Below are 16,771 nucleotides of genomic sequence, written 5' to 3' on the forward strand. Positions count from 1 at the left end.
CGTTCCTTACAGGCGGCTGGTGGAGACGACGCCGGCCGGGTTGGAGGCCTGCGCGGCGGGAATGGCCGAGCCATCCTGCGGGGTGACCGGGAAGATGGCGTTGATCTGGCCGGTGCCGGACGAGCCGAAGTAGGGGGTGACTACCTCCGCTTTGCCGTCGTACTTCGACCAGCCCAGCGCGCCCAGCAGCATGGCGGTGTCGTGCATGAAGCCTTCGCCGTGGCCCTTGACCGCGTACTCCGGGAGCATGCCGCAGAAGTCTTCCCACTCACCGTCTTCCCACATCTGCACCACACGGTGGTCGAGGGTTTCCAGGAAGGGGCTCCAGACTTTGGTAGCGAAGTCCGGTGCTTGTCCGTTCTGGGCGAAGCGGTGGGACAGCGAGCCGCTGGCGAGGAAGGCGACGGTGCCGTCGTAGTGTTCTTCCACCGCCTTGCGCATGGCCCAGCCGAGGCGGGCGCTGTCGTTCAGGTAATGGGAGGTGCACAGCGCCGAAACCGAAACCACCTTGAAGTGGCGGTCGGTGTTCATGTAGCGCATGGGCACCAGGGTGCCGTACTCAGGGCCCAGGGTGGTGGCGTCGTGGGCCATGGTTTCCACGCCGAGGCGGTTGCACTCCTCGGCCAGCAGGCGGCCCAGTTCGGGGTTACCCGGGAAGCCGTATTCCATGTTGGCGATGAAGTGCGGCAGCTCGTTGCTGGTGTACAGGCCTTCGAAGTTCGGCGCGCAGTTGATGTGGTAGTTGGCGTTGACCAGCCAGTGGGTGTCGAACACGACGATGGTATCGACGTTCAGCTCGCGGCAGCGGCGGCTGATCTCGATGTGCCCGTCGATGGCGGCCTGGCGGAAGCCCTGGCGCGGGCCCGGCAGTTCGGACAGGTACATGGAGGGGACGTGGGTGATCTTGGCAGCCAGAGCAAGTTTGCCCATGACGGTAACTCCTGGTCTTGTTGTCGGTCGGTTGCACGCCGGCACGGGGAGGGGAGCGGTACTCCCCTCTTTATGGAGTAGCAGTTATCTCACAGGCCCCATCGCGGGATGTGGTGACTACCCATGGAAACGCACACGTTCTTGATCTCGGCGAAGACCTCGAAGCTGTACTGGCCGCCTTCGCGGCCAGTGCCCGAGCCCTTCACGCCGCCGAACGGCTGGCGCAGGTCGCGTACGTTCTGGCTGTTGATGAACACCATGCCGGCCTCGATGCCACGGGCCAGGCGGTGGGCCTTGCCGATGTCCTGGGTCCAGATGTACGAGGCCAGGCCGTATTCGGTGTCGTTGGCCAGGCGCAGCGCTTCGGCTTCGTCCTTGAACTTCATCAGGCAGACCACCGGTCCGAAGATCTCTTCCTGGGCGATGCGCATGCGGTTATCCACATCGGCGAACACGGTGGGCTGGATGAACTGGCCGCGAGCCAGGTGCGCCGGCAGGTTCGCCGGGCGCTCCAGGCCGCCCGCCAGCAGGGTGGCGCCTTCTTCGATGCCGATGCGGATGTAGCCGGTGACCTTGTCGTAGTGGGCCTGGGTGATCATCGAGCCAACCTGGGTCTTCGGGTCCTGCGGGTCGCCGACGATCAGGCGCTTGGCACGGGCGGCGAACTCGGCGACGAACTGGTCGTAGACGCCTTCCTGGATGAAGATCCGCGAGCCCGCGGTGCAGCGCTCGCCGTTCAGCGAGAAGATGGTGAACAGCGCGGCATCCAGGGCGCGGTCGAGGTCGGCATCATCGAAGATCAGCACCGGGCTCTTGCCGCCCAGCTCCATGGAGTACTTCTTCAGGCCGGCGGTCTGCATGATCTTGCGCCCAGTGGCGGTGCCGCCGGTGAAGGAAATCGCGCGCACGTCCGGGTGGCGGACCAGGGCGTCGCCAGCGGTGCCACCGTAGCCCTGCACCACGTTGAGCACGCCTTTCGGGATGCCGGCTTCCAGCGCCAGACGGCCCAGTTCGTTGGCGGTCAGCGGCGACAGCTCGCTCATCTTCAGCACCGCGGTGTTGCCCAGCGCGAGGCAGGGCGCTGTCTTCCAGGTGGCGGTCATGAACGGCACGTTCCAGGGGGAGACCAGGCCACAGACACCCACCGGCTGGTAGAGGGTGTAGTTGAGCATCTGATCGTCCACCGGGTAGCTGTGGCCGTCCATGCGGGTGCAGACCTCGGCGAAGAACTCGAAGTTGTGCGAGGCGCGGGGGATCAGCACATTCTTCGTCTGATGGATCGGCAGGCCGGTATCCAGGGTTTCCAGCTCGGCCAGGTGCGGCACGTTCGCATCGATCAGTTCACCCAGCTTGCGCATCAGCTTCGCGCGCTCTTTCGCCGGGGTGTTGGCCCACTTGGGGAAGGCGTCCTTGGCGGCGGCCACGGCGGCGGCGATTTCCTCGGCACCGCCGCTGGCGACTTCGCCGATGGCATCGCCGGTGGCCGGGTTGTAATTGACGAAGACCTCTTTGCTCTCGACTTCCTGGCCGTTGATCCAGTGCTTGATCATGTTGCTCATGCCTCTTGTTGCTTGCTGGCGAAGAAGGCCTCTTCGCTGACGATTCGGTTGACCAGGCGGCCCACGCCTTCCACTTCCACCACCACTTCATCGCCGGGCACCACGTCGGCCAGGCCTTCCGGCGTGCCGGTGGCGATCATGTCGCCCGGCTGCAGGGTCATGAAGCTGGAGAAGTATTCGATCAGGTAGGGGATGTCGAAGATCATGTCCGCGGTGGTGCCTTCCTGTTTCAGCTCGCCGTTCACCCAGGTGCGCAGCTTCAATTTCGAGGGATCGGGCACGTCGGCGGCGTCGACAATCCAGGGGCCGACCGGGGTGGTGGCATCGCGGTTCTTCACCCGCAGGTTGGGCCGGTAGTAATTCTCCAGGTAGTCGCGGATGGCGTAGTCGTTGCAGACGGTGTAGCCGGCCAGGTAGGCGAGGGCGTCCTCGCGCTTGACGTTGCGCGCCGGCTTGCCGATGACTGCCACCAACTCGCACTCGTAGTGCATGTAGGCGACGTTGTCCGGACGCCAGGTGACCTGGTCGTGGCCGGTGTAGGTACCCGGCGACTTGATGAAGGCCAGCGGCTCGGTGGGCGCCTTGAAGGACAGTTCGGCGGCGTGGTCGGCGTAGTTCAGCCCCAAGGCGAACATGCTGCCGGTAGCGGGCGGCAGCCACAGGACCTGGTCTTCGGCGAGCAGGCGGCCATCGGCAAGGCGGACAGCATTGCCTGCTTCCACGGTCACGGCGTGGACTTCGCCCTGGTAACGGATGCGTGCGTGTTTCATCTCGGGCTCCTTATTCCGCAACCACGGTGTTGGCGAGGCGGCCGAGGCCGCTGATTTCCACTTCCACGAGGTCACCGGGCTGCAAGTCGACGCGGCCTTCCGGGGTGCCGGTGATCAGCACGTCACCTTCGTGCAGGGTCATGAAGTCGCTGATCTCCTCGATCAGCTGGGGAATGCCGCGCACCAGGTTGGCGGTAGTGTTTTCCTGGCGCAGTTCACCGTTGACGAAGAGCTTGAGCGTTAGGGTGTGCGGGTCCTGAATCTGCGCGGCGGGGACGAATTCCGGGCCGATGGGGCAGAAGCCGTCGCGGCACTTGGCCTTCACTGCCGGGCGGTAGTAGCTCTCTTCCGGCAGGCTGAACTCGTTGACGATCACGTAGCCGGCCACATGGGCCATGGCGTCTTCGGCACGCACACGGCTGGCGCTCTTGCCGATCACCACACCCAGCGCCGGGCCGGGTTGCAGGTGCTCGACGCCCTTCGGATACACCACCGGTTGGCCGTGGCCGTTGCGGGTATTTGGGGTCTTGATGAACAGCACCGGCTTGACCGGCGGCTTCTGGTAGGGGGGCTGCTGGAATTCGTCCAGACGGCTCTCCAGCAGGCCCTGGTAGTTCAGCGCGACGCCGAACAGGGTGCCGGTGGCGACGTGGTCGAGTGCAGGGCGCATGGTGGTCTCCTGTGGATAAAAAGCGGGTGGACCGTGACAGGGGCGCCACCCGTAACGAGGTTTTCGTTAATGTGTTAACGTTATATTTAACATGTTAATGATCGTCAAGCCTTGCGTCTTCGCCTTTCGTCATCGAAGGTGTGCAAAGGCAGCGGAGAAAGGTCGCCATGTCAGAGCGCCAGCCCATTCCCAACATCAACATCGGCCAGGTCTACGACCAGCGTTACGCCGATGCCGAGGTGCATTACGAGGCCCTGGGCAAGCTGGCGGACTTCTTCGGCCGCAACATGCCGGTGCATCGCCACGACCGGTTCTTCCAGGTGCACTACGTGAAGAGCGGTGCGGTGCGGGTCTACCTGGATGAGCAGCAATACCGCCAGGAAGGCCCGCTGTTCTTCCTCACGCCACCGACCATCCCGCATGCCTTCGTCACCGAGCAGGACGCCGATGGCCACGTACTCACGGTTCGTCAGCAACTGGTCTGGCCGCTGCTGGAGGCCGAGCAGGGCCTGGCCGACGGTCCGCAGATTGCGCCGGTGTGCGTCGCCTTTTCGGAGCTGGGGGAGGAATACCGCGAGGAAGTGCAACGCCTGGATTTACTCTTCGACCAGTTGCGCAGCGAGTTCGGTGCCCAGCGTCCGGGGCGCGAGGCGAGCCTGTCGGCGCTGACGCGGCTGATCTTCATCAGCCTGCTGCGTCTGTCGGCCCGTTCGCTCAAGGCGCAGCCGGCGCGTCACGAAGACCTGCAGGTGTTCCACCGCTTCAACGGGCTGATCGAGGCGCACTACCGCGAGCACTGGCCCCTCGTGCAGTACGCCAGCCAGATGGGGGTGACCGAGGCGCGCCTGAACGACATCTGCCGACGCATCGCCGACCTGCCATCCAAGCGCCTGATCCACGACCGGGTGATGCAGGAGGCCAAGCGCCTGCTGCTGTTCACCGGCAACTCGGCCAACGAGATCTGCTACCAGCTGGGCTTCAAGGACCCGGCCTACTTCAGCCGCTTCTTCGCCCGCAACGCCGGCATGAGCCCCGGGGAGTATCGCCATCGCCGGGCCGGGGACAAGGAAGAGGCCTGGCGCTGATCCGCTCTTGGCCCAGGCGTTGGGCCTCCTTCCTCGGCGCCAACCTGCGGCAGGACTGCGTCCCGCTTGGCGAATGAATTCGCCCCTGCAGGACCGTGCCGGAGGGAAGCCGGGAGTCACCCGTTTCCCCTTGGGAGAGGGGGCGGGCGGTCTACCAGAGCGCCAGGGTGTAGCCGAGGATGATGCGGTTCTCGTCGATGTCCTGGGTCAGGCCGTCGCCTGAGCGGAAGGTGACGTTGCGCAGGCGGATATTGAAGCCGCGCAGGCTGCCGCTCTGCACCACATAGGCGAGGTCGGTGTCGCGCTCCCATTCACGGCCGTCACGCACTGCGCCCTGTTCCACGCCATCGCCGCTGACGTATCGGGTCATGAAGCTCAACCCCGGAATACCCAGGCTGGCGAAGTCGTAGTCATAGCGCAGTTGCCAGGAGTCTTCCTCGGGCTTGGTGAAGGTGTTGTAGGTCACCAGGTTGACCACGAAGGGATCGCCACCGGTGAGGAAGGGGAAGGCGCTATCGCCGGACAGGCGCTGCCAGGCGGCAGAGAAGCGCTGGGCGCCGACGGTCAGGCTGAGCATGCCGTTGAAGTTGCGGTTGTCGACGCGCCCGGCCTTGCCTGCCCCCGTATCGCGGCTGTCGAAGTAGCGCAGGTCGCTGCGCAGGCTGAGGCCCTCGCCCAGGGGCAGTGTGTGCACCAGGCCGGCGAAGTGCTGGCGGTAGATGTCTTCCAGCTCCGAGGTGTACGCGGTCAGCACGAGGCTGGGCGTCAGCGCATAGGTGCCACCCGCGAAGTCGAAGTGGTCGCTGGTCTGCCCGGCGTAGCCGATGTCATCGCGGCTGGAAGAGTCCCGCAGGTTGGTTTCGGTCAGGCGCCCGACATTCAGGGTCAGGCCATCCAGCTCCTGGCTGGTGAGCAGGCCGCCGGTGAAGGTCGAAGGCAGCAGGCGGGTGTCGTTGTACATCGCCACCGGCAGGGTCGGCTGCAGGGTACCCAGGCGCAGCACGCTCTTCGAGGCGCGCAGCTTGGCGGTCAGGCCCAGCTCGCTGTAGTCGTCCACCGGTTCCTTGCTGGAGGGGCCGAAAGGCAGTAGGCCAGTGCCTCGGCGGTCGCGACTGGAGTCGAGCTTCACCCCCAGCTCGCCCAGGGCATCCAGGCCGACGCCGATGCTCCCCTCAGTGAAGCCGGACTCGAAGCGGGCGATGAAGCCCTGGCCCCATTCGGCTGCCTTCGACTGGGGCGCGCCATCCTGGCGGAAATCGCGGTTGAGGTAGACGTTGCGCAGCTCGAGGCTGGCCTTGCTGTCGCCGGCCAGGTCGGCGACGGCGGGCGTGCTGCAGGCGAGCGCCAGCAGGGTGAGGACGGTTGCTTCACGAGTGCGTTGCAGGTGGGGCCTGATCATTGTTCTTGTCTCCAGAGGCCGTTGCGATGGCGCCGACACCAGGTGGGGCCAAGTGGCGGCGACGCAGATTACTAGCATCTGATTAATATCTTAACAATCAATATTTTTGTGTTTCCCTGCCAGGCTTCCGGCGTCAGGGCTTTGCCGGTAATGATGTGTGAATTTATTAAGTAATTGAGTAATAAGGTTTTTTATTCTGTTCGTGGAATGGGTGTGACGAACATGGCTTCTGGCAAAGAGTTGTCTGTGGTTGACAGCGTCATTATAAAGGTTAATGTGTTAACGAGATCTTGAATCTGTTAACGAGATCGGCGCTGCCGATGCTGCATTGCGGGCTTGGCAGGCACACACGCGAGTACAAGAACAACGAGGCTCACCCCCATGAAGATGTCCAAGCTTGCCGTCCTGCTGGCTGCTGCCTGCGTTTCCTCCGCTGCCTTGGCGGAACCGGTCTACACCCTCAAGGTCGCGCACTTCCTGCCCGCCAATTCCAATGCCCAGCGCAACATCATCGAACCTTGGTGCCAGCAGCTCGCCAGCGAATCGGCCGGCCGCCTGAAATGCCAGCTCTATCCCTCGATGCAGTTGGGGGGCACCCCGGCCAAGCTGGCCGACATGGCGCGCAATGGCGTGGCCGACATCGTCTGGACGGCGCCGGCCTACTCGGCAGGCAAGTTCCCGCGCATCGAGGCCATGGAACTGCCCTTCATGCTGCCGGCGGGGGCCAAGGCAAGTAACCCGATCATCTGGCAGTACTACGAGCAGTACGCCAGGGACGACTTCAAGGGCTACAAGGTGCTGTCCATCCATGGTGACGGCGGCATGGACATCCACACCCGTGGCAAGGCCGTGGCCAGCCTCGATGACCTGAGGAATCTCAAGTTGCGTGCTTCCAGCCGCACCGCTGCGAAACTGGTGGAAGCCCTTGGCGCCGCCCCGGTGAGCATGCCGCCGGCGCAGATGACCGAGTCCATCTCCAAGGGCGTGGTCGACGGTGCTCTCGCCTCTTGGGAAGTGGTGCCGCCGACCAAACTGGACGAGGTCACCGACCACCATTCCTCCATCCCAGCCGGCCAGCCCGCGTTCTCCTACACCGTGCTCGCCATGCTGATGAACGAGCGCAAGTTCAACAGCCTGCCCGAGGACCTGCGCGCCATCATCGAGCGCAACAGTGGCCCGACCTTGAACGAGCGCTTCGCCACGGCCTGGGACAGCTTCCTCGACAAGGCCCGCAATGCAACGCCGGCCGCGCAGATGGTGGCCATCGACGAGTCCGCCTACGCGGCCATGCGCCAGGCTGCCGCCCCAGTGGCCGAGGCCTGGGCGAGTGAGGCCAGCGACAAGGGGCTGGATGGCAAGGCCCTGCTGGAAGGCGCCCGCAGCCTGTCGACCCAGGCCCGGTGACCCGCGATGAACGAGTCCCTTTCCTATGACGCCGCGCCCGAAACGGGGCGCGGCACCGCGGGCCGCCTGTTGTACCGCGTGACCCAGGGGTTCGCCCTGGGTGGCGGGTTGATTCTGCTGGCGCTCGTGGCCATGTCCTTGCTGTCGGTTATCGGCCGCAAGCTGTTCGCCACGCCGGTCCATGGTGATATCGAACTGATGGAGATTGGCGCAGCCGTGGCCATCGCCGCCTTCCTGCCGCTTTGTGAACTGCGTGGCCAGCACATCAAGGTGGATGCCTTCACCCTGAAACTGCCGGCGCGGGCCCAGGCCTGGCTGGATGCCTTCGCACATACCCTCTGTGTGATTGCCGCCCTGGTGCTGGCCTGGCGCACCGGCCTGCAGGTGCTGGAGAGCCGAGAGTACGGCGAAGTTTCGACCCTGCTCTCGGTCCCCCTGTGGATACCCCTGCTGTTGATCGTGCCGAGCCTGCTGTTGCTGGCCGTCGCCGCCGCTGCCCGAACCCTCCATTGCCTTGCCCGGGAGCAACACGCATGAGCGGACTCAGTCTTGGCCTGCTGGCGCTGGCCGCCACCTTCACCCTGTTGGTGCTGCGCGTGCACATCGGCCTGACCATGCTGGTGGGCGGCGCCTTGTGCTTCCTCGCGGTAAACGATGGGGACTTCTCGGCGCTGCTGTTCAGCCTGAACAACCTGGCCTGGTCGCGTCTGTCCAACTACGACCTGGCGGTGATCCCGCTGTTCGTACTGATGGGCCAGTTCGCCACCCACGGTGGCCTGTCCAAGGCCATCTTCCGTTGCGCTGCAGCCTTCGTCGGTCACTTGCGCGGCGGCCTGGGGATGTCCGCCATTGGTGCTTGCGCCGGTTTCGGCGCCATCTGCGGTTCCTCACTGGCCACCTCGGCCACCATGAGCCAAGTGGCGCTGCCGGAGCTGCGCCGGCACAACTATTCCGGTCGCCTGGCCACCGCCACCGTGGCTGCCGGAGGTACGCTGGGCATCCTGATCCCGCCATCGGTGCCGCTGATCATCTACGCGGTGCTGACCCAGGAATCCATCGCCAAGCTGTTCGTCGCGGCAGTGGTACCGGGTCTGCTGGCCGCTGTGGGCTACCTGATCGTGGTGCGCCTGATGGTCGCCCGCGAGCCAGAGGGTCACCAGCACAGTGAGCCGGCCAGCGCGGCCGAGCGAATCAAGGCGTTGCTGCAGGTAGTGCCGGTTCTCGGCGTGTTCCTCGTGGTGATCGTCGGCATCTACGGCGGTTGGACCAACCCCACCGAAGCCGCCTCCATCGGCGCTGCCGCCTGTGGCCTGCTGGCGCTGACGCAGGGCGGCCTGCGTTGGGAAGGTCTGCAACGCTGCCTGCTGGGCACGGCCGAAACCTCGGGAATGATCTTCCTGGTGCTGCTCGGCGCCGACCTGCTCAATGCCGGCCTCGCCCTGACGCAGATGCCTACCGAACTGGCCGAGTGGGTCAAAGCCAGTGGCCTGGCGCCGATCCTGGTGCTCAGCGCCATCCTGCTGCTCTACCTGCTGCTGGGCTGCGTGATGGACTCCCTGGCGATGATCCTGTTGACCATCCCGATCTTCTACCCGGTGATCATGGGCCTGGAGTTCTTCGGCATGACCGAGGTGGAGAAGTCCATCTGGTTCGGCATCCTCGCCCTGATGGTGGTGGAAATCGGCCTGATCCACCCGCCGCTGGGGATGAACCTGTTCATCGTCAACAAGGTGGCGCGCGACGTGCCCTACCTGGAAACCGCGAAGGGCGTGCTACCGTTCCTCGCCTCCGATCTGTTGCGCATCGTCCTGCTGGTGGCCTTCCCCGGCATCTGCCTCTGGCTGCTCAGCCTCTGATCCCGATGCGCGCTGACCGGTTGGCGTAGAGCGAAGCGAAACCCAACGGGCGGAGCCACGGCCCGGCTCCGCTGGTGGGTCGATAAAGCGCGACCCACCCTTGGCCCGCGTGCTGACCGGTAGGTTGGCGTAGAGCGAAGCGAAACCCAACGGACGGAGCCAAGGCCCGGCCCCGCCGGTAGGTCGATAAAGCGCGACCCACCCTACGGCTGTGCGCTGGCGGTGTTCCGACGGCGTCGCCATCCTACAGATGCAGGATGAGGCTCACTGGTCCTCCTTCGGGGCGCTGGCGATGTCTCGCCCCAATTGGCGCTGTCGAGGCAACAACCAGGCGCAATAGCCCAGCAGCAAGACGCCGGCGCAGGCCATGGCCCAGGGGGCGCCGACGTACTCGGCCAGCACGCCCACCAGCAGTCCGCCGATGGCGTCGAAACCGAAGCGCGTCGAGGTGTAGAGCGATACCACGCGGCCGCGCAGGCGTTCCGGGGCGAGGCTCTGCAGAAGGATGTTGGTGCCGACGTTGCAGTTGGTGATGGCGAAGCCGAGTACGGCCATGGCCAGCAGTGAAACAATCAGTTGTTCGCTCGCGGCGAAGGCCAGCAAGCCCGCGCCGCCCGCCAGCGCACACGCCATGATGCTGTTGACCAGACTTGGCAGCGCGTGGCGATTGGCGAGGAACAGCGTGCCCAGCAACGAGCCCAGTCCAGCGGCGCCCCAGAGCCAGCCCAGGGTGCGTGCGTCGCCAACGAAGATGTCCTTTGCGAACACCGGTAGCAGCACGGCGTAGCTGGACGCGGTGAGATTGACCACCAGCACGCTGAGCATCATCAGGCGGATGGTCGGCCGGCTGGCGACATAGGCAAGGCCCTCGCGAAAGACATCCCCAGTGGAGCCGGCGGCGCGTGGCGTCGGGGCCATGCGGATCACCAGCAGACCGGTCGCCAGGCCCAGGTAGGACAGGGCATTGAGCGCAAAACAGGTCGCCTCGCTGGTGAAGCCCAGCAGCAGGCCGGCCAGCGGCGGGCCGACGAAGCGCGAGCTGTTGAACAGCATGGCGTTGAGCGCCAGGGCGTTGGGCAAGTCCTCCTTGCCGCTGACGAACTGGCTCAGGAGGGACTGGCGCAAAGGTGTGTCGAAGGCGTTGAGGATGCCCAGCAGCGCCGCCATGGTGACGATCAGCGTGGGGCTGATCAGGTCAGTGGCCGTGAGCAGTGCGAGGGCGATGGCCTGCAAACCGAGCAGGCCTTGCACGCCGATCAGCAGGCGGCGTTTGTCGTGGCGGTCGATCCAGGCGCCGGCCAGTGGACCGACGAGCAATTGCGGCAACAGAGACGCAAAGGTCGTGACGCCCAGCAACGCGGCCGAACCGGTGAGGCGATAGATCAACCAGGCCAGCGCCACCTGCTGCAGCCAACTGCCCAGAGTGGAAACGGCCTGGCCGGCGAAATACAGGCGGAAATTACGGTGGCGCAGGGCGCGGATTGCGGTTGGCCAAGGGCGAGGATCAGGCATTCGAGTGAGCACGGAAAGCGGCGAAGGATGAAAGTTAATATATTAACTTGAACCAGTTGCCCCTGTGCCTGCTCGTTGATCTTAAAGGGATCGATTCAACATCAACGACGTTGATGTTCTCTATCTGGAGTGATCACTTCTTAATCAACGCCCCATCCGTAAGATTGGCTCCGTACCCAGTTACCAGCCCCCTCGAGGAGCCCACGATCATGAAAACCCAAGCCTTCGCTGCCCTGTTCATCGCCGCCCTGAGCACCTCCGCCTTCGCCCTGCCGTCCGACTATCAGCCGGTGCTGGGTGAGTCCCGGGAAGCCACCACTATCCAGGTCATCGAGCCAGTGGCTGCTGAAGGTGGCTTCATGGTGCTGGACCGCGTCGCTGAAGGCGGTTCCGACCGTACTCAAGGTTTCCGTGTAGCCGAAAGTGGCTCCGACCGTACCCATGCCTTCCGCGTCGCTGAAGGTGGTTCGGATCGTCTGCTGCAGGCTCAACGCGTCAGCTGATTCCAACGCGCTGCAACCCCTCGAAGCCCGGCGGACGCCGGGCTTTTTGTTTATGGCCGCACAGCCACTGGCAGGCGCCTGTGCCTGTAGACCGTAGGATGGGTTGAGGTACGAAACCCATCGTCACCGAGTTGATAGGTTTCGCATGCTCACGGAACGCCGCGCCATCGTGTGGGCGAACGAGTTCGAACCCATGCCGAGGTCGAGCTGGCGAGCGAGGTCCTTGTTGGACAGGCCGTCGAGGCGCTGCAGGTCAGCAGCTCCACGACGCGGCGTTCGTCCTGGCACAGAGCCGGTTGCAGTGGGTCGAAATCGCGGTAATGGTCGAGGTAGTCGCGGTGGGGGCGGGCGTCCATGCGCAACAGCTGGAAGTCGCGGGCGCGAAGCTGTGGATCGACCCGGTAGAAGGCGAAGCAGGAAGCCGGGACCACCCGGCTGACGGCGTGCAGGCAGTGCAGGCCGAAGTCATCGTGCATGGCGCATCCTCCTGAACGGAAGAGCGCGGCATGGCCGCGCTCTTGAATGGGCCTGGCGCCTTTAGGTGTCGCCGACGCGCAGCTGATCCTTACCGGGCTTCCTGGAAGCCGATCGCCAGTGCGTTGACGATGGTGTCGATCTGCTCCTTCTCGATCACCAGCGGCGGCGAGAGGATGATCTTGGTGCCCACCGGACGCACCATCACGCCGTTGGCGCGGGCGATCTCGGCCACGCGGTTGGCGTAGCCACCCATGGGGTCGATGGGCTCGCGGCTGGTCTTGTCGCTCACCAGGTCCAGCGCCACCATCAGGCCCTTGCCACGCACTTCGCCCACGGCGGCGAAGCGTTCCGGGAAGGTGGCCAGACTCTTGAGCAGGTGGTCGCCCTGTTTCGCGGCGTTGGCCGGCAGGTTTTCCTTCTGCACGATGTCGAGGTTGGCCAGTGCGGCGGCGCAGGCCACCGGGTGCCCGGAATAGGTGTAGCCATGCATGATGGCGCCGGTGAAGTTGCCATTGCCGGCGAAGGCCTGCTCGATGCGCTCGTTGACCACGGTGGCACCCAGCGGGATGTAGCCGGAGGAGATGCCTTTGGCCAGGCACATGATGTCCGGCTTCACGCCCCACAGGCGGCTGCCGAACATGGAGCCGGAGCGGCCGAAGCCGGTGACGATTTCGTCGGCGATCAGCAGCACGCCGTATTTGTCGCAGACCTTGCGGATCAGCGGCCAGTAGTTCTCCGGCGGCACGATCACGCCGCCAGCGCCCTGGATCGGTTCGGCGATGAAGGCGGCCACGGTGTCCGGGCTCTGGAACTGGATTTCGCGCTCCAGCAGGTCAGCGCAGATCTGCCCGAGTTCTTCCGGGTCCTGGCTGTAGGGGTTGCGGTAGAGCCAGGGCGTGTCGACGTGGAAGCAGCCCGGCAGCAGCGGCTCGTAGTTGCGGCGGAACACGGTGTTGCCGTTGACCGACGCCCCGCCGAAGTGGGTGCCGTGGTAGCCCTGGCGCAGGGAAATGAACTTGGTGCGGTCGGCCTGCCCTTGCAGCTTCCAGTACTGGCGAGCCAGCTTCAGGGCGGTTTCCACGGCGTCCGAGCCACCGGAGCTGAAGGCCACGCGGCGCATGCCCTCCGGTTCCAGCATGTCGATCACCAGGCGAGACAGCTCTTCGGCGCGCGGGTGGCTGATGCCGTCGAACAGCTGGAAGTATTCCAGTTCATCCAACTGGGCGGTAATGGCCGCTTTGATCTCCGCCCGGCCGTGGCCGACGTTGACGTTCCACAGGCCTGCCACGCCATCCACCAGGCGATTGCCCTTGTCATCGATGACGAAGCAGCCCTCGCCGCGGAGGATACGGATGGGTTCGCGCTGCTTCATCTCGTTGGGGTGCAGCATGGGGTGCCAGAAGGCGCTGTCGCGGGTACTCATGTGAAATCTCCTCTAGGGCAGCGGTGCAAGCTGCGTGGCTGCATTTGTGCCTCAAACGGTCGACGAATACTTGCATCTGCCTGCCACGGGGTTTGCCTTTTTCTGCCAGAGCGGCTGGCAGCCATTGGCAAGTTCGGCGGCAGCCAGGATCAAGATCGCGCCCAGGGCTTGGCGCACAGTTTCTCTCGACTATCCGAGTGACCCGGTCGCCATGACGGCCGAGCGAGAAGAGGAATCGAGATGAGCATTGCCCTTGACCCCCGCGTGACGGCCTTCGTCCACGCCCACCACGGCCTGTTGATCGACGGCCAGTCACGGTCTGCGCTGTCCGGCGCCGAGATGCCCGTGCACAACCCGGCCACGGGCGAGGAACTGGCCCGTGTCGCCGTGGCCGGCAAGGCCGATGTGGATCTGGCTGTGGCCGCGGCGCGGCGTGCCTTCGAAGGCAGCTGGGCGGCCCAGCGCCCGGCCGACCGCGAACGCCTGCTGCTGAAGTTGGCCGACCTGCTGGAGGCCCATGGCGAAGAGCTCGCGCAGCTGGAAACCCTGAACAACGGCAAGTCGATCAACCTGTCGCGGGCCATCGAGGTCGGCGCCGGCGTCGAGTACGTGCGCTACATGGCCGGCTGGGCCACCAAGATCGAAGGCAAGAGCCTGGACCTGTCCATCGGTGCCATTCCCGGCGGCAAATTCCGCGCTTACACCGTGCCCGAGCCGGTTGGCGTGGTCGGCGCCATCGTGCCGTGGAACTTCCCGCTGTTGATGGCCCTGTGGAAGGTCGTCCCGGCGCTGGCTTGCGGCTGTACCGTGGTGCTCAAACCCGCTGACGAGACCCCGCTGACCGCTCTGCGACTCGGCCAGCTGTGCCTGGACGCCGGCATCCCCGCCGGTGTGGTGAACATCGTCACCGGCGTCGGTGCCGAGGCCGGCGCGGCACTGGCGGCGCATCCGGGTATCGACAAGCTGGCCTTCACCGGCTCGACCCCGGTGGGCAAGCTGATCGCCCACTTCGCGGTGGAGAACATGACCCGCTTCACCCTGGAGCTGGGGGGCAAGTCGCCGGTGATCGTGCTCGACGACACCGCCCTGGACAACGCTGCCGCAGGTGCTGCCGGGGCGATCTTCTTCAACAATGGCCAGGTCTGCACCGCCGGCTCGCGCCTCTATGTGCAGCGCAAGTCGTTCGACCAGGTTCTGGAGCGCCTACACGGCATTGCCACCTCCCTCAGCATCGGCGCGGGCCTGGACCCGAGCGCGCAGATCAACCCGCTGATCTCCGCCAAGCAGCAGCGCCGCGTGCTGGGCATGATCGACAGCGGCCGCGCCCAGGGCGCCAGCGTCATCTGCGGCGGCGAGGCCCACGGCGAGCAAGGCTTCTTCGTCAAGCCGACGGTGATTGCCAACGTGCGCCCGGACATGCAGGTGGTGCGCGAGGAAATCTTCGGCCCGGTGCTGGTGGCCACGCCCTTCGACGAAATCGACGAAGTGGTTCGCCTGGCCAACGACAGCCCCTACGGCCTCGCCGCGAGCATCTGGTCCAACGACCTGAAGCAGGTGATGGGCCTGATCCCGCGCCTGAAGGCCGGCACCGTGTGGGTCAACGCCCACAACCTGCTGGACCCCTCCATGCCCTTCGGCGGCTTCAAGCAGTCCGGCATCGGCCGCGAGATGGGCCATGCGGCGATCGAGGCCTTCACCGAGAACAAATCCGTGTGCATCGCCTACTGAGCGACGCTCCCCCGCATCCACCCGTGAGGAACACAAGAATGAACAAGACCTCCACCAATGGCCTGGACGTGACGGCACCGGCTGCGCCCGTTGCGTCCGCCCGGCCGGCAAAGAAAGCCCTGGGCTTCACCACCATGATCGCCATCTGTATCGGCGTCGTGGTGGTTCAGGGCGCGATGATGTCGGCGTTGCAGGGACTGGGCTTTGGCGGCCTCGGCTTCATCGCCGCCTTCGCCGTGGCCTTCATCCTGGCGCAGTGCTACGTGCAGAGCTTTGCCGAGCTGTCGCTGATGTTTCCCCAGGCGGGGACCCTGGCGACCTACACGCAGAAGGCCATCGGTCACTTCCCCGCCATCGTTGCGGTGTTCGCCGGCTACGTGATCGTGGCGATGTTCGGGCTTTCCGCCGAGCTGCTACTGGTGGATGCGATCCTCGACAAGCTATTCCCCGGCGTCTTCCCCGCCACCCTGGTGCCGCTGTCCATCCTGGTCGTTCTCACGGTGCTGAACATCCTCGGCACGGATGTGTTCGCCAAGCTGCAGAACGTCTTCACCTTCGCCATGGTGGCGGCTCTGTTGCTGGTGGGCCTGAGCGCGGTGGGCGGGCTGGCCGAAGCACCGGCGGCAGGCTTCGTGCCTGACGTTAACTGGGGCTGGGATGGCATTCTCGATGGCAGCTTCATCGGCCTGGTGGCCCTTGCCATGTGGCTGCTGGTGGGGGCCGAGTTCATCTGCCCGCTGATTGGCGAGGTACGCCAGCCGGAGCGCAACATCCCGCGCTCGATGACGCTGTCGCTGACCATCACCTTCACCCTGTTCGTGATTTTCTGCGTCGGCGCCAGCCGCTACCTGTCGGTGGAAACCCTGACGACCTCGCCGTTGCCGTATCTGGACTACGTGTTCGCGGTGTTTGGCAAGGGCGCGGTGATCATCGCCACGGTCATGGCGCTGACCGCCACCTGTTCGACCGTCAACACGGTGCTGGCAGCGGTACCCCGCATGCTCTGCGGCATGGCCGAGAACGGCCAGGCCTTCCCGCAGATGAAGGTGCTGCACAAGCGATTCGGCACGCCGTGGATGGCCATCGTCTTCGTGGCGATCATCATCGCCCTGCCGTTCTTGCTGATGGGGCCGGATTCCATCATCACGCTGCTGATCGCGGCGTCCACCAGTTGGCTGCTGGCCTACATCATCGCCCACGTCAACGTGATGGTGCTGCGTCGACGCCAGCCGGACCTGCCGCGCCCCTACAAGTCAGCCTTCTACCCGCTGCCGCAGATCGTCGGCATCCTCGGCATGGGCTACATCGCGCTGAACAATTCCCCGTCGCCGGAGATGACTCAGACGGTGTACCTGCTGACTGGCGCGGTACTGGGGCTGGTGGGCCTGATTGCCTTGGCGTGGGTCAAGCTGGTGATGAAACGCAAACTCTTCGAACCGGATATCTGAGGTTCGC

Annotated in this window: 15 protein-coding genes; 7 read left to right on the forward strand and 8 right to left on the reverse strand. The window is 65.0% G+C overall.

Going from position 1 to position 16,771, the window contains the following annotated elements:
• Window positions 1-6: 6 nt before the first annotated feature.
• From hpaD to FFS60_RS11635, 4 genes are all read right to left on the reverse strand, one after another.
• Window positions 7-930, reverse strand: coding sequence for a 3,4-dihydroxyphenylacetate 2,3-dioxygenase (gene hpaD, locus FFS60_RS11620; RefSeq protein WP_137822044.1), 924 nt, complete (start codon window positions 928-930; stop codon window positions 7-9).
• Window positions 931-1,019: 89 nt separating this feature from the next.
• Window positions 1,020-2,480 (reverse strand): 5-carboxymethyl-2-hydroxymuconate semialdehyde dehydrogenase, encoded by a 1,461-nt coding sequence (hpaE, locus tag FFS60_RS11625; RefSeq protein ID WP_137822076.1) that lies wholly within the window; start codon window positions 2,478-2,480, stop codon window positions 1,020-1,022.
• A 5-nt stretch (window positions 2,481-2,485) separates the two neighbouring features.
• Window positions 2,486-3,259, reverse strand: a complete 774-nt coding sequence (locus FFS60_RS11630) for a fumarylacetoacetate hydrolase family protein (RefSeq protein ID WP_137822045.1) — start codon at window positions 3,257-3,259, stop codon at window positions 2,486-2,488.
• 10 nt (window positions 3,260-3,269) lie between these two features.
• Window positions 3,270-3,929, reverse strand: coding sequence for a fumarylacetoacetate hydrolase family protein (locus FFS60_RS11635; protein WP_137822046.1), 660 nt, complete (start codon window positions 3,927-3,929; stop codon window positions 3,270-3,272).
• Window positions 3,930-4,096: 167 nt separating this feature from the next.
• Here FFS60_RS11635 and hpaA point away from each other — a divergent pair, with 167 nt between their 5' ends.
• On the forward strand, window positions 4,097-5,014 hold the full coding sequence (gene hpaA, locus FFS60_RS11640; RefSeq protein WP_137822047.1) for a 4-hydroxyphenylacetate catabolism regulatory protein HpaA: 918 nt from the start codon (window positions 4,097-4,099) through the stop codon (window positions 5,012-5,014).
• 151 nt (window positions 5,015-5,165) lie between these two features.
• Here the strand turns inward: hpaA and FFS60_RS11645 are convergent, their stop codons facing one another.
• Complete coding sequence (locus tag FFS60_RS11645) at window positions 5,166-6,413, reverse strand: OprD family porin (protein ID WP_137822048.1); 1,248 nt, start codon at window positions 6,411-6,413, stop codon at window positions 5,166-5,168.
• Between the two features lie 381 nt (window positions 6,414-6,794).
• Here FFS60_RS11645 and FFS60_RS11650 point away from each other — a divergent pair, with 381 nt between their 5' ends.
• The 3 genes from FFS60_RS11650 to FFS60_RS11660 are packed head-to-tail and all read left to right on the forward strand — an operon-like array spanning window position 6,795 to window position 9,673.
• The gene (locus FFS60_RS11650) at window positions 6,795-7,817 is read left to right on the forward strand and encodes a TRAP transporter substrate-binding protein (RefSeq protein WP_137822049.1); all 1,023 of its coding nucleotides are present in this window, start codon (window positions 6,795-6,797) and stop codon (window positions 7,815-7,817) included.
• Between the two features lie 6 nt (window positions 7,818-7,823).
• A complete protein-coding gene (locus FFS60_RS11655) occupies window positions 7,824-8,354 on the forward strand; it encodes a TRAP transporter small permease (protein WP_028630980.1) in 531 nt (176 codons plus the stop codon).
• On the forward strand, window positions 8,351-9,673 hold the full coding sequence (locus FFS60_RS11660; protein WP_137822050.1) for a TRAP transporter large permease: 1,323 nt from the start codon (window positions 8,351-8,353) through the stop codon (window positions 9,671-9,673). Before FFS60_RS11655 ends, FFS60_RS11660 begins: the two co-directional genes overlap by 4 nt.
• A 264-nt stretch (window positions 9,674-9,937) precedes the next feature.
• Here FFS60_RS11660 and FFS60_RS11665 read toward each other — a convergent pair whose 3' ends face one another.
• Window positions 9,938-11,185 carry an MFS transporter gene (locus FFS60_RS11665; protein WP_028630978.1) on the reverse strand — a complete coding sequence of 416 codons (1,248 nt, stop codon included), beginning with the start codon at window positions 11,183-11,185 and terminating at the stop codon, window positions 9,938-9,940.
• Window positions 11,186-11,394: 209 nt separating this feature from the next.
• On the opposite strand from FFS60_RS11665, the gene FFS60_RS11670 reads away from it, so the two are divergent.
• Window positions 11,395-11,688: a hypothetical protein gene (locus tag FFS60_RS11670; RefSeq protein ID WP_137822051.1), complete on the forward strand. Its 294-nt coding sequence runs from the start codon at window positions 11,395-11,397 to the stop codon at window positions 11,686-11,688.
• A gap of 149 nt (window positions 11,689-11,837) precedes the next feature.
• On the opposite strand, the gene FFS60_RS29435 is transcribed toward FFS60_RS11670, so the two are convergent.
• Entirely contained in the window at window positions 11,838-12,164 is a 327-nt protein-coding gene (locus FFS60_RS29435) for a hypothetical protein (protein WP_028630976.1), read from the reverse strand.
• 89 nt (window positions 12,165-12,253) lie between these two features.
• The gene (locus FFS60_RS11680; RefSeq protein ID WP_137822052.1) at window positions 12,254-13,588 is read right to left on the reverse strand and encodes an aspartate aminotransferase family protein; all 1,335 of its coding nucleotides are present in this window, start codon (window positions 13,586-13,588) and stop codon (window positions 12,254-12,256) included.
• A 240-nt stretch (window positions 13,589-13,828) separates the two neighbouring features.
• On the opposite strand from FFS60_RS11680, the gene FFS60_RS11685 reads away from it, so the two are divergent.
• Window positions 13,829-15,316, forward strand: coding sequence for an aldehyde dehydrogenase (locus FFS60_RS11685; protein ID WP_137822053.1), 1,488 nt, complete (start codon window positions 13,829-13,831; stop codon window positions 15,314-15,316).
• A gap of 38 nt (window positions 15,317-15,354) precedes the next feature.
• A complete protein-coding gene (locus FFS60_RS11690; RefSeq protein ID WP_137822054.1) occupies window positions 15,355-16,764 on the forward strand; it encodes an APC family permease in 1,410 nt (469 codons plus the stop codon).
• Window positions 16,765-16,771: the final 7 nt, after the last annotated feature.

It is taken from the genome of Pseudomonas sp. D(2018) (assembly GCF_005502555.1).
In the GTDB taxonomy this organism is placed as follows: domain Bacteria; phylum Pseudomonadota; class Gammaproteobacteria; order Pseudomonadales; family Pseudomonadaceae; genus Metapseudomonas; species Metapseudomonas resinovorans.